Source organism: Janthinobacterium sp. GL_088, from assembly GCF_057837845.1.
In genome coordinates this window covers 4,841,579-4,853,076 of the sequence record NZ_CM174453.1, presented here as the reverse complement: position 1 = coordinate 4,853,076, position 11,498 = coordinate 4,841,579, and the positions used below count along the sequence as shown (strand labels likewise).

Below are 11,498 nucleotides of genomic sequence, written 5' to 3'. Positions count from 1 at the left end.
TGCAGCATAGACCTTTCGGACATGGTCGTCTCGCTCCGGTGATTTCGCTCCGATCATGCAGGGCCGTATGTTTTGTTCTGCCCCGCTGCCTGCCGACGCGTACCGTAGCTCCACTCATGCATAAAGGAATCGCGCGTTCCGATTATGGCCGTTAATAAAACGGCGATAGTCGCCAATTGTCACAATGAAAATATATTCATCGCTTGCATCATGCAAGCTGCTTGCCCGCCGTCACTCACTGCGTTGTTGGCGGCGCATCCTTCAATTGCGCCAGATGTTGCTCGATGGCAAAGACGTGCGGGTCGCTCTTGCCCAGCTCGCGCAGGGCATTGGCCAGGTGCAGCAGGTATTCGCTGTTCGGGCCGCTGGGGCCGGCAGAGCGGGCGATCTGGCGCGCGATGTCCAGTTCCGGGGCGGCGCCGAGGAAGGCGGCGTTTTCCTCGTTGGCGATGTACACCAGGCCTTCGACCTTGCTGCCATCGTCGAAGGTGATGTCGGTGGCCAGGCGCAAATAGCCGTTCTTTTCGCGGTGGTCGAGGTGGGCGAAGACTTCGGGCGTGATCAGGTAAGCCATGCCGTCGCACACGGCGCCCGCTTGCGGCACGATGGTGGCGACGCGGCCCGGCGCCATCGGCGTGCCCCGGTGGTCGTGCGAGCCTTGCCAGAAGCGCCGCGTCCAGCCGGCGATGCTGGCCGGGCGGCGCTCGATGTAGGGGAAATCGGCCTTGTAGATCAGCGAGCCATAGCCGAACAGCCAGACCTGTGCATGGCCGTCGAATTTGTTCATGCGCTGGTTGATGGCGATGGTGGCGGCGTCGATGGCGGACAGATCGTTCTGGTGAGGCTGGGTCATGGTGCGAGCGGTGAAAGGGCGATGCCCGATTATAAAGCGGCGCCAGCCGGGCCGCCCGCTCCCACGTTCCACTCGTGCGTCTCGACAAAGCGGAACAGGAAGGCCATGAAGCTTTCGGCTGCCGGCGACCGCGACCGCCCCGTCTTCGTATAGACGAAAAAGCGCCGCGTCAGTTCCGGCTCGTGCAGGGCGCGCATCTGCAATTGATATAGTTTGACCATCGGTTCCGCGTACGGCAGGCAGACCGTGATGCCCAAGTTGGCGCTGACCATGGCCAGCGCCGTCGTCATGAAGGTCACTTCGTTGTACGGATTGAGCGACAGCTCGCGAAACGCGCCGTGCATGTCGCGCAGCAGGCGTTCCGTGAACTGGCCCTGCAGCGAAATGAACGGATAGTCGCCCACGTCGGCCCAGGTGACCCTTTCCTTTTGCTGCAGCGGGTGCTGTTCGGGGAAGACCAGCACGAAGGGCATTTCAAACAGCACTTGCGCGGCGATTTCCGCCGTGGGGTCGCGCTCGGGGCCGATGCCGAAATCGACTTCGCCGCTGAAGACACGCGCCGACACATTCTCCACGGGGCAGTCGACGAGGCGCAGCTGCACGTCCGGGTGCGCCTGGCGGTAGGCGGCGATCACTTCCGGCAGCAGGGTGCACGCCATCATCTGCGGCGCAGCGATGCGCACCATCCCCGTTTTCAGGGCCTTGCGCTGGGCGATGCCGGCCATGGCGCCGTCGAGGTCCTCGATCATCTTTTCAAACAGCGGATACAGTTCGCGGCCGATTTCCGACAGCTGCGTCTTGCGCGTGCTGCGCTCGACCACGCGCACGCCCAGCACGCTTTCCAGTTCCTTGATCAAGCCGCTCAAGGCGGACTGCGTCACGTGCAGGTATTCGGCGGCCAGCGTGAAACTGCCGGTCTTGGCCAGCGCCACGAAGGCGCGCATCTGTCGCAGGCTGGGACTCATAAGATAATCCGATAAATCAATGGTTAAAAATTGTTTGTATGATAGCTGTAACTCGATTCTAATGGTGAAAAGCTGAAAAACAGGCCAGCCATCGCGCCCACGGCGCCATCCATTGGAGACAAGCACCATGAAAATCAAACAGATCCACCACGTCGCCTACCGCTGCATCGACGCGAAGAAAACCGTCGAGTGGTACGTCAAGCATTTGAACATGAATTTCGTCCTCGCCATCGCCGAAGACCTGGTGCCGTCGACCAAGGCGCCGGACCCGTACATGCACGTCTTCCTCGATGCGGGCCAGGGCAATGTGCTGGCCTTCTTCGAGCTGCCGACGCAGCCGCCGATGGACCGCGACCGCAATACCCCGGCCTGGGTGCAGCACCTGGCGCTGGAAGTGGGCAGCATGGACGAACTGCTGGCCGCCAAGGAGCGCCTGGTGGCCGGCGGCATCGAGGTGCTGGGTCCCGTCAACCACGCCATCTTCCAGTCGATCTACTTCTTTGACCCGAACGGCCACCGCCTGGAGCTGGCGGCCAACGTGGGCACGCCCGAGATGATGGCCAAACTGGACGCCGTCAAATGGGAAATGCTGGAAGAATGGTCGCAGACGCGCCGCGCGCCGAAACACGCCGCCTGGATGCACGCGCCGGCCGACGCCTGAGCGCCGCACACGGAAATCATCTGAACAATACGCCAAACAAGGAACACACTCCATGAAACTCGCAACCCTGAAAAACGGCAGCCGCGACGGCGCCCTGATCCTCGTCAGCCGCGACCTGCGCCAGTACCAGCGCGTGGCAGCCATCGCGCCCACCCTGCAGGCGGCGCTCGACAACTGGGACGCTGTCGCGCCCAAGCTGGAGCAGGCGTATGCTGACCTGAACGCGGGCCAGGCGCCGGACGCGCAGCCATTTGATGTCAATCAATGCCACTCGCCGCTGCCGCGCGCCTACCAGTGGGCCGACGGTTCCGCCTACATCAATCACGTGGAACTGGTGCGCAAGGCGCGCAATGCGGAAGTACCGGCTTCGTTCTACACGGACCCGTTGATGTACCAGGGTGGCTCCGACAGCTTTATCGGCCCGCGCGACCCGATCTTCGCCCTGTCGGAAGAGTGGGGCATCGACCTGGAAGCGGAAGTGGCGGTGATCACGGGCGACGTGGCCATGGGCGTCGGCGTGGACGATGCGGCGAAAGCGATCCGCCTGGTCATGCTGGTCAACGATGTCTCCTTGCGCAACCTGATTCCGGGCGAGCTGGCCAAGGGTTTCGGTTTCTTCCAGTCGAAGGCGGCCAGCGCATTTTCCCCCGTCGCCGTCACGCCCGATGAACTGGGTGCCGACTGGGTTGGCAGCAAGCTGCATTTGCCGCTGCTGGTGGACCTGAACGACAAACCGTTCGGCAAGCCGAACGCGGGTGAAGACATGACCTTCGACTTTGCACAACTCGTCGCGCATGCGGCCAAGACGCGCGAACTGGGCGCCGGCAGCATCATCGGTTCCGGCACCGTGTCGAACAAGCAGGGCAACCTGTTTGGCTCCAGCATCGAGAACGGCGGCGTCGGCTACTGCTGCCTGGCCGAAGTGCGCATGTATGAAACCATCGAACACGGCGCACCAAAGACGGCCTACCTGAAGTTCGGCGACACGGTGCGTATCGAAATGCGCGACGCGGCCGGCGCCAGCATCTTCGGCAGCATCGAGCAGACCGTGGCCCTGTATGCTGGCCGCGCCTGAGGGGAGGCGCCCGATGAAGCTGTACACCTACTTTCGCAGTTCGGCCGCCTACCGCGTGCGCATTGCCTTGAATCTCAAGGGTATCGCTTACGACAGCATCCCCGTGCACCTGCTGCAGGATGGCGGCCAGCAACTGCTGCCAGCCTACCGCGCCGTCAATCCGTCGGCCCTGGTGCCGGCCCTCGATGACGACGGCGCCATCCTGACGCAGTCGCTGGCGATGCTCGAGTATCTCGACGAGACGCGCCCTAGCGTGCCGCTGCTGCCGGCCGATGCGCTGGGCCGCGCCAGGGTGCGCGCGCTGGCGCTGGCGATCGCCTGCGACGCCCATCCGCTGACAAATCTGCGCGTGTTGAAATACCTGAAAAACACTCTGGGGCTGTCGGACGAGGCCAAGCAGGAGTGGTACCGCCACTGGATGGCCGAGGGCCTGGCGGCCGTGGAGGCGCTGCTGGCGCAGGGCGACCCGGCCGGCACGGGCCTGTTCTGTCATGGCGACAGCCCGACGATGGCCGATTGCTGCCTGGTGCCGCAGGTATTCAATGCGCAGCGCTTCGCCATCGACCTGGCGCCATATCCGCGCGTGGCGCGCATCCATGCCCATTGCGCCGGCTTGCCCGCGTTTGCTGCCGCCCATCCGTCGCAGCAGCCTGACGCCGAATAGGCTGAAAGTAGCTCAATGCAGAGATCCCCGGCCTGGCAACAGGCCGGGGATTTTTTATGCGTGCTTGATGTTGGGCAGTCAATACCAGCTTGCCGGTGCGCTACAATTTGCGTTTGCCCAAATACTTTACGTCCCATGACCGCGACAACCGTTCCTGCCAGCATCACCGATGCCCTGTCCCTGGCGCACGCTTCCTGGCGTCCCATCCTGCTGCGCGGCTTGCAGGCCGTGATGGCGGCCGATCCCGCCTACCTGCCGGCGCTGGCCATCGACGATTACCTGCCCACGCAGGGCCGGCTGTTCGCCGCCTTTGCCCTGCCGCTGGCGCAGGTGCGCTACGTGCTGGTGGGCGAGGGGCCGTATCCGCGCGCCGACAGCGCCACGGGCGTGTGCTTCATGGACGGCGCCGTCGGCAGTCTGTGGTCGGCCACGGGCCTGTCGAAGCCCGTCAACCGCGCCACCTCGCTGCGCAACTTCATGAAGATGCTGCTGGTGGCCGATGGCCAGTTGCAGGGCGGCGACACGTCCGGCGTGGCCATGACGCCCGTGGCCGCCGCCGCGCAACTGCCGTGCAGCGGCGTGATCCAGACCCTGCCCGACTTGCAGCGCAAGATGACGGAGCAGGGCTTCCTGCTGCTCAACGCGGCGCTGGTGTTCCGTGCCCACGTGCCGCCCGTGCAGGATGCGCGCGGCTGGCTGCCCTTCCTGCAGGTGGTGCTGGAAGCGCTGGCGCAGCAGGGCGGGGCGGCCACGCCGCAACTGGTGCTGTGGGGCAAGATCGCCGAGCTCATCAAACGCCTGCCGGTGGCGGCATTGTTGCCGCAGGTGACGGCGGAACATCCGTATAATCTGTCCTTTATCGGCAATCGTGACATGCAGGCCTTGTTTGGCCCGATGCAACTATTGCGTGCTTGAGCTTGAATCATCGCCTGTCTGGCGGAAGTGCGGGGAATATGCAAATCAGTAACGTGGAAGAATTGAAGGCGTGGATCGCGGCGGGCGGCGTGCCCGACTATCTGTATTTCTGGGGGCACACGCCGGCGCAGCCGCAGGTGCCCGACAAAAGCTGCTTCAGCCAGTGGTTTCCGTCACCGTTCAGCCTGGCTGGCGTGACGTATGCGACGGCCGAGCACTACATGATGGCGCAAAAGGCGGCCCTGTTTGGCGACACTGCCGTGCAGGCGCGCATCGTGGCGGCCGGGCGGCCGTCGGAAGTGAAGAAGCTGGGGCGCGAAGTGGCGAATTTTGACGCCAAAGTATGGGAAGCGGCCCGCGCCGGCATCGTCTTCGATGGCAACTTTGCCAAGTTTTCGCAAAAGGCCGCGCTGCGCAAGTTTCTTCTGGGCACGGGCGAGCGCGTCATCGTCGAGGCCAGTCCCGTCGACCGCATCTGGGGCGTGGGCCTGGCGTCGGACAATCCGCGCATCCTGGACCCCGCCACCTGGGACGGCTTGAACCTGCTGGGATTTGAACTGATGAAAGTGCGGACCGCTTTACGGGGCTGAGAACGCCCTGCGATTTCCCGACTGTTGTTTTCCTGATGCCGCCGCGCCTGGCGCGGCCGGCCATGCCCCTTCCAGCCCTGTGGTCATCGAGGGGCGCTCTGACAAACCCCGCCGAATTTGTTATACTTGACTAAATCATTCAACTACTCGGGGTTTGAGGAGTTGAAAAACCGCAATATTTTAAACCAGTTGACCAGAGGATGTATGCGTCTGACTACAAAAGGCCGTTTTGCCGTGACAGCGATGATCGATCTTGCCCTGCGCCAGGGCAAGGGACCGGTCACCTTGTCCGGCATCAGCCAGCGCCAGTCGATTTCCCTGTCCTACCTGGAACAGCTGTTCGGCAAGCTGCGCCGGCATGAGATCGTCGAGTCGATCCGCGGTCCCGGCGGCGGCTACAGCCTGGCGCGCCGTGCGGACAAAGTGACGGTGGCCGACATCATCATCGCCGTCGACGAACCGCTCGACGCCACGCAGTGCGGCGGCAAGGAGCATTGCCACGGCGCCGACGCGGCCACGGGTGCGCGCTGCATGACGCATGAATTGTGGTCCACACTCAACGAAAAAATGGTCGATTATCTGGATTCTGTGTCCTTGCAGGACCTGGTCGACCAGCAGAGACAAAAGATTGCCGAGCAAAGCGTGATGGTGATGCACCGTAACCACGCCGCCCTCGGTTGATAATGACAAAAATACCAGTTGCTGATTGCAGGAGTTATTGATGAACGCCCCAGAAAAAAACGTAGGCCAAGTGCACTTTGAAACCGCACCGCATTTCCCGATCTACATGGATTACTCGGCCACGACGCCGATCGATCCACGCGTCGCCGACAAGATGATTCCGTACCTGCGCGAGCAGTTCGGCAATCCGGCATCGCGCAGCCACATGTATGGCTGGACGGCGGAAAAAGCCGTGGAAGAGGCACGCGGCCACGTGGCGGCCCTGGTGAACGCCGATCCGCGCGAAATCATCTGGACCTCCGGCGCGACGGAAAGCAACAACCTGGCCATCAAGGGCGCGGCACAGTTCTACAAGACCAAGGGCAAGCACATCATCACCGTCAAGACCGAGCACAAATCGGTGCTGGACACGGTGCGTGAACTGGAACGCATCGGCTTTGAAGCGACCTACCTGGAACCGCAGGACAACGGCCTGATCACCGTCGAGCAGCTGGCCGCGGCCGTGCGCCCGGACACCATCCTCGTGTCGGTGATGCTGGTGAATAACGAAATCGGCGTGATCCAGCCGATCGACGAAATCGGCGTGTTCTGCCGCTCGAAAGGCATCATCTTCCATTGCGACGCCGCGCAAGCGACGGGCAAGGTCGTCATCGACCTGCAAAAAACCAAGGTCGACCTGATGACCTTCACGGCACATAAAACCTACGGCCCGAAAGGCGTGGGCGCCCTGTACGTGTGCCGCAAGCCGCGTGTGCGCCTGGAAGCGCAGATGCACGGTGGCGGCCATGAGCGCGGCCTGCGCTCGGGCACCCTGCCGACGCACCAGATCGTCGGCATGGGCGAAGCGTTCCGCATCGCCAAGGAAGAAATGGACAGCGAAATCGGCCGTATCAAGGCCTTGCGCGACCGCCTGGCCAAGGGCCTGCAAGAGATCGAAGAAGTCTACATCAACGGCGACATGGAGCACCGCGTGCCGCATAACCTGAACGTCAGCTTCAACTACGTCGAAGGCGAGTCGCTGATCATGGCGATCAAGGATATCGCCGTGTCGTCCGGTTCGGCCTGCACCTCGGCCAGCCTGGAACCATCGTACGTGCTGCGCGCCCTGGGCCGCAGCGACGAACTGGCGCACAGCTCGATCCGTTTCACCATCGGCCGCTTCTCGACCGAGGAAGACATCGACTTCGCCGTGAACCTGCTGAAATCGAAAGTGCACAAGCTGCGCGACCTGTCGCCGCTGTGGGACATGTTCAAGGACGGAATCGACATCAATTCGATTCAATGGGCCGCCCACTAACCAATACCCGGGCCTCCACTACGGGGCCGGCAAGAATATTTAAGGAGCATCAAAATGGCTTACTCGGACAAAGTACTCGATCACTACGAAAACCCGCGCAACGTGGGCGCTTTCGACAAGGGTGATGAAACCATCGGCACCGGCATGGTAGGCGCGCCTGCCTGCGGCGACGTGATGAAACTGCAGATCAAGGTTGGCGCCGATGGCCTGATCGAAGATGCGAAATTCAAGACCTACGGCTGCGGTTCGGCCATCGCGTCGAGCTCGCTGGTGACCGAATGGGTCAAGGGCAAGACCCTGGACCAGGCACTGGCCATCAAGAACACGCAGATCGCCGAAGAACTGGCCCTGCCGCCAGTGAAGATCCACTGCTCCATCCTGGCGGAAGACGCCATCAAGGCAGCTGTTCTGGATTACCAGACCCGTCACCCGGCAGCAGCTTAAACGTTGGTAGCCCGCCCCGGCCGCAAGGCCGGGGCAGTTACGGAGAAATACATGATCACACTGACCGAAAAAGCGGCGAAACACATCAACCGTTATATCGAACGGCGCGGCAAGGGCATGGGCCTGCGCTTTGGCGTGCGCACCACGGGCTGCTCGGGCCTGGCTTACAAGCTCGAATATGTCGATGAAGTGGCGGCCGAAGACAGCGTTTTTGAGTCGCACGGCGTGAAAGTCTTCGTTGACCCGAAAAGCCTGCCTTACATCGACGGCACGGAACTCGATTTCGCGCGCGAAGGCTTGAACGAAGGCTTCAAGTTCCACAATCCGAACGAAAAAGACGCCTGCGGCTGCGGCGAGTCCTTCAGGATTTAAACAGCTGGCAAGACCCCGGTCGGTGCGCTGTACCCATCGATTGCGGTACAGCGACCACCGACCATTATGCAAAATCACTTCGAATTATTCCAGTTGCCGGCGCAGTTCTCGCTCGACATGAGCGCGCTCGACGCGGCCTACCGCGACGTGCAGGGCAAGGTCCACCCTGACCGCTTCATCAATGCCAGCAGCGCTGAAAAGCGCGTGGCGATGCAATGGGCTACGCGCGCCAATGAAGCCTACCAAACCCTGAAAAGCCCGCAAAAACGCGCGCAATACCTGTGCGAACTCAATGGCGTCGACTTGCAGACGGAGTCGAACACGGCCATGCCTGTCAGCTTCCTGATGCAGCAGATGGAATGGCGCGAAGAGCTGGGCGATGCCCGTGCCGGCAAGGATGCCGACGCGCTCGACGCCCTGGACCGCCAGCTGCGCGGCGAACGCAAGGCCTTGCTGGCCCAGGTGGCGGCCCAGCTGGACGCGGCCGACTATGTGAATGCCGCGCAAAGCGTGCGCGCCCTGATGTTCCTCGACAAATTCGGCGAGGAAGTGCGTTTTGCATATGAGGCCATGGAAGCCTGACTGGCCAATCGCTTGACCGGCGTGCCAAGCGCCAGTCCGGCGCGCGTCTTATAATGCGCGACAGGCATCAACTGCATCACGCAAAAAATTAATCGAGGCACGAATACAATGGCACTTCTGCAAATTTCCGAACCAGGCATGTCGACCGCGCCGCACCAGCACCGTCTGGCCGTCGGCATCGATCTGGGCACCACCAATTCCCTGGTCGCCACCGTCCGCAACAGCATTCCCGAGGTGCTCAACGACGAAGAAGGGCACTCGCTGCTGCCGTCCGTCGTGCGCTACCTGCCGAATGGCCACGCCAACATCGGCTACAAGGCCCTGGCCGCGCAGACCACCGACCCGAAGAACACCATCGTTTCCGTCAAGCGCTTCATGGGCCGCGGCCTGGCCGACATCGCCTACGCGGAAAACCTGCCCTACGACTTCCAGGATTCGCCTGGCATGGTGCAGCTGAAAACCGTGGCCGGCGTGAAAAGCCCCGTCGAAGTGTCGGCGCAAATCCTCGCCACCCTGCGCCAGCGCGCGGAAGATTCGCTGGGCGACGACCTGGTGGGCGCCGTGATTACTGTACCAGCGTATTTCGACGATGCCCAGCGCCAGGCCACGAAAGATGCGGCACAATTGGCCGGCATCAATGTCTTGCGCCTGCTGAGCGAGCCGACGGCCGCCGCCATCGCCTACGGCCTCGACAACGCCTCCGAAGGCGTTTACGCCGTGTATGACCTCGGCGGCGGTACCTTCGACATCTCGATCCTGAAGTTGAGCAAGGGCGTCTTCGAAGTGCTGTCCACGGGCGGCGACTCGGCCCTGGGCGGCGACGATTTCGACCGCCGCCTGTTCTGCTGGATCAGCGAGCACGCCAAGCTGGCGCCCCTGTCGGACGAAGACACGGCCATCCTGATGGTGAAAGCGCGCGAGATCAAGGAAACGCTGTCGACCAAGTCGGAAACGATGATCGATGCGGCCCTGAATTCGGGCGAAGAGATCCACCTGCGCATCACGGCAGCGGACTTTGCCGCCATGACGCAGCACCTGGTGGCCAAGACCATGAACGCCATCAAGAAAGCCCTGCGCGACGCGAACGTGGATGCGGACGACGTCGACGGCGTGGTGATGGTGGGCGGCGCCACGCGCATGCCGCACGTGCAGCGCGCCGTGAGCGAATTCTTCCACACGACGCCGCACGCGAATATCGACCCGGACAAGGTGGTGGCGCTGGGCGCCGCCATCCAGGCGAACTTGCTGGCCGGCAACCGCGCCGCCGGCGACGACTGGCTGCTGCTGGACGTGATCCCGCTCTCCTTGGGCATCGAGACCATGGGCGGCCTGGTGGAAAAGATCATCCCCCGCAATTCGACGATCCCGTGCGCGCGCGCGCAGGAATTCACGACGTTTAAAGATGGCCAGACGGCGCTGGCCGTGCACGTGCTGCAGGGCGAGCGCGAACTGGTCAGCGACTGCCGTTCGCTGGCGCGTTTTGAATTGCGCGGCATTCCGCCGATGGTGGCGGGTGCCGCGCGCATCCGCATCACCTACCAGGTCGATGCGGACGGCTTGCTGTCCGTCTCGGCGCGCGAATTGCGCTCGGGCGTGGAAGCGTCGATCAGCGTCAAGCCGGCGTATGGCCTGGGCGACGACGACATCGCCCGCATGCTGCAGGATTCCTACACCTCGGCCGACGTCGACATGGTGGCGCGCGCGCTGCGCGAAGAGCAGGTGGAGGCGGAACGCATCCTGCTGGCCACGCAGTCGGCGCTCGATGAAGACGGCGGCTTGCTCGACGATGCCGAGCGCGTCATCGTCGACGGCTTGATGCAGCGGGTGCGCGACGCCATTGCGCAATCGCAAAGCGGCGCCATCGACCACCAGGCCTTGAAGCTGGCGATCGAGCTGCTCGCCGACGGCACCGAGGATTTCGCCTCGCGCCGCATGGACCGCAGCGTACGCACGGCCTTGACGGGTAAATCCCTGGACCAGGTCGTATAAAACCAATTGAACAGCGCGCCGCCGAAGCTGCGGCCGCGCTCCGAATGACAGACTGAAAGAAGAAACCATGCCACAAATCGTTATCCTGCCGCACGCCAAGCTTTGCCCGGACGGCGCCGTCATCGAAGCACCTGCCGGCAAGTCCATCTGCGACATCCTGCTGGAAAACGACATCGACATCGAGCACGCCTGCGAAAAATCGTGCGCCTGCACCACCTGCCATGTGCTGGTCCGCGAAGGCATCGACTCCCTGAACGAAGCGACGGAACTGGAAGAAGACATGCTGGACAAGGCCTGGGGCCTGGAAGCCGTGTCGCGCCTGTCGTGCCAGTCCATCGTGGCCGAGGCCGACCTCGTCGTCGAAATCCCGAAATACACGATCAACCAGGTCAGCGAAGGCAGTCACTAAC

The 11,498-nt window shown here is 62.7% G+C and carries 14 protein-coding genes; 12 read left to right on the top strand and 2 right to left on the bottom strand.

All coding sequences use genetic code 11. The features are described 5' to 3' along the window. Nucleotides 1-235 precede the first annotated feature (235 nt). Nucleotides 236-820, bottom strand: a complete 585-nt coding sequence (locus tag AC3IQ7_RS21630; protein WP_489210496.1) for a gamma-glutamylcyclotransferase — start codon at nucleotides 818-820, stop codon at nucleotides 236-238. 62 nt (nucleotides 821-882) lie between these two features. After that, nucleotides 883-1,818: a LysR family transcriptional regulator gene (locus AC3IQ7_RS21625; protein ID WP_489207284.1), complete on the bottom strand. Its 936-nt coding sequence runs from the start codon at nucleotides 1,816-1,818 to the stop codon at nucleotides 883-885. A 127-nt stretch (nucleotides 1,819-1,945) separates the two neighbouring features. Here AC3IQ7_RS21625 and AC3IQ7_RS21620 point away from each other — a divergent pair, with 127 nt between their 5' ends. The 12 genes from AC3IQ7_RS21620 (at nucleotide 1,946) to fdx (ending at nucleotide 11,497) form a co-directional block, all read left to right on the top strand. Further along, complete coding sequence (locus AC3IQ7_RS21620; RefSeq protein WP_322428241.1) at nucleotides 1,946-2,479, top strand: VOC family protein; 534 nt, start codon at nucleotides 1,946-1,948, stop codon at nucleotides 2,477-2,479. A 52-nt stretch (nucleotides 2,480-2,531) separates the two neighbouring features. Beyond that, on the top strand, nucleotides 2,532-3,554 hold the full coding sequence (locus AC3IQ7_RS21615; RefSeq protein ID WP_489207283.1) for a fumarylacetoacetate hydrolase family protein: 1,023 nt from the start codon (nucleotides 2,532-2,534) through the stop codon (nucleotides 3,552-3,554). Nucleotides 3,555-3,567: 13 nt separating this feature from the next. Further along, nucleotides 3,568-4,218, top strand: a complete 651-nt coding sequence (gene maiA, locus AC3IQ7_RS21610; RefSeq protein WP_489207282.1) for a maleylacetoacetate isomerase — start codon at nucleotides 3,568-3,570, stop codon at nucleotides 4,216-4,218. Between the two features lie 135 nt (nucleotides 4,219-4,353). Further along, a complete protein-coding gene (locus tag AC3IQ7_RS21605; RefSeq protein WP_489207281.1) occupies nucleotides 4,354-5,133 on the top strand; it encodes a uracil-DNA glycosylase family protein in 780 nt (259 codons plus the stop codon). Between the two features lie 38 nt (nucleotides 5,134-5,171). Then, on the top strand, nucleotides 5,172-5,723 hold the full coding sequence (gene ybiA, locus AC3IQ7_RS21600) for a riboflavin biosynthesis intermediates N-glycosidase (protein WP_099378265.1): 552 nt from the start codon (nucleotides 5,172-5,174) through the stop codon (nucleotides 5,721-5,723). A 204-nt stretch (nucleotides 5,724-5,927) separates the two neighbouring features. After that, entirely contained in the window at nucleotides 5,928-6,404 is a 477-nt protein-coding gene (gene iscR, locus AC3IQ7_RS21595; RefSeq protein ID WP_034779566.1) for a Fe-S cluster assembly transcriptional regulator IscR, read from the top strand. A gap of 40 nt (nucleotides 6,405-6,444) precedes the next feature. Further along, nucleotides 6,445-7,701 (top strand): IscS subfamily cysteine desulfurase, encoded by a 1,257-nt coding sequence (locus AC3IQ7_RS21590; RefSeq protein ID WP_099378266.1) that lies wholly within the window; start codon nucleotides 6,445-6,447, stop codon nucleotides 7,699-7,701. Between the two features lie 54 nt (nucleotides 7,702-7,755). Further along, on the top strand, nucleotides 7,756-8,145 hold the full coding sequence (iscU, locus tag AC3IQ7_RS21585; protein ID WP_034779562.1) for a Fe-S cluster assembly scaffold IscU: 390 nt from the start codon (nucleotides 7,756-7,758) through the stop codon (nucleotides 8,143-8,145). Between the two features lie 51 nt (nucleotides 8,146-8,196). Next, the gene (iscA, locus tag AC3IQ7_RS21580) at nucleotides 8,197-8,517 is read left to right on the top strand and encodes an iron-sulfur cluster assembly protein IscA (protein ID WP_010399774.1); all 321 of its coding nucleotides are present in this window, start codon (nucleotides 8,197-8,199) and stop codon (nucleotides 8,515-8,517) included. 66 nt (nucleotides 8,518-8,583) lie between these two features. Continuing rightward, entirely contained in the window at nucleotides 8,584-9,099 is a 516-nt protein-coding gene (hscB, locus tag AC3IQ7_RS21575) for a Fe-S protein assembly co-chaperone HscB (RefSeq protein WP_099378267.1), read from the top strand. 108 nt (nucleotides 9,100-9,207) lie between these two features. Next, nucleotides 9,208-11,088, top strand: coding sequence for a Fe-S protein assembly chaperone HscA (gene hscA / locus AC3IQ7_RS21570; RefSeq protein ID WP_489207279.1), 1,881 nt, complete (start codon nucleotides 9,208-9,210; stop codon nucleotides 11,086-11,088). 67 nt (nucleotides 11,089-11,155) lie between these two features. Beyond that, nucleotides 11,156-11,497, top strand: a complete 342-nt coding sequence (gene fdx / locus AC3IQ7_RS21565; protein WP_099378269.1) for an ISC system 2Fe-2S type ferredoxin — start codon at nucleotides 11,156-11,158, stop codon at nucleotides 11,495-11,497. Nucleotide 11,498 lies beyond the last annotated feature (1 nt).

What these genes read in the sequence shown, in the direction of transcription:
- AC3IQ7_RS21605 (WP_489207281.1), top strand. Translation starts at nt 4,354, where the DNA reads ATGACCGCGACAACCGTTCCTGCCAGCATCACCGATGCCCTGTCCCTG.
- maiA (WP_489207282.1), top strand. Translation starts at nt 3,568, where the DNA reads ATGAAGCTGTACACCTACTTTCGCAGTTCGGCCGCCTACCGCGTGCGC.
- iscR (WP_034779566.1), top strand. Translation starts at nt 5,928, where the DNA reads ATGCGTCTGACTACAAAAGGCCGTTTTGCCGTGACAGCGATGATCGAT.
- hscA (WP_489207279.1), top strand. Translation starts at nt 9,208, where the DNA reads ATGGCACTTCTGCAAATTTCCGAACCAGGCATGTCGACCGCGCCGCAC.
- ybiA (WP_099378265.1), top strand. Translation starts at nt 5,172, where the DNA reads ATGCAAATCAGTAACGTGGAAGAATTGAAGGCGTGGATCGCGGCGGGC.
- AC3IQ7_RS21590 (WP_099378266.1), top strand. Translation starts at nt 6,445, where the DNA reads ATGAACGCCCCAGAAAAAAACGTAGGCCAAGTGCACTTTGAAACCGCA.
- AC3IQ7_RS21615 (WP_489207283.1), top strand. Translation starts at nt 2,532, where the DNA reads ATGAAACTCGCAACCCTGAAAAACGGCAGCCGCGACGGCGCCCTGATC.
- iscU (WP_034779562.1), top strand. Translation starts at nt 7,756, where the DNA reads ATGGCTTACTCGGACAAAGTACTCGATCACTACGAAAACCCGCGCAAC.
- AC3IQ7_RS21625 (WP_489207284.1), bottom strand. Translation starts at nt 1,818, where the DNA reads ATGAGTCCCAGCCTGCGACAGATGCGCGCCTTCGTGGCGCTGGCCAAG.
- hscB (WP_099378267.1), top strand. Translation starts at nt 8,584, where the DNA reads ATGCAAAATCACTTCGAATTATTCCAGTTGCCGGCGCAGTTCTCGCTC.
- iscA (WP_010399774.1), top strand. Translation starts at nt 8,197, where the DNA reads ATGATCACACTGACCGAAAAAGCGGCGAAACACATCAACCGTTATATC.
- AC3IQ7_RS21620 (WP_322428241.1), top strand. Translation starts at nt 1,946, where the DNA reads ATGAAAATCAAACAGATCCACCACGTCGCCTACCGCTGCATCGACGCG.
- fdx (WP_099378269.1), top strand. Translation starts at nt 11,156, where the DNA reads ATGCCACAAATCGTTATCCTGCCGCACGCCAAGCTTTGCCCGGACGGC.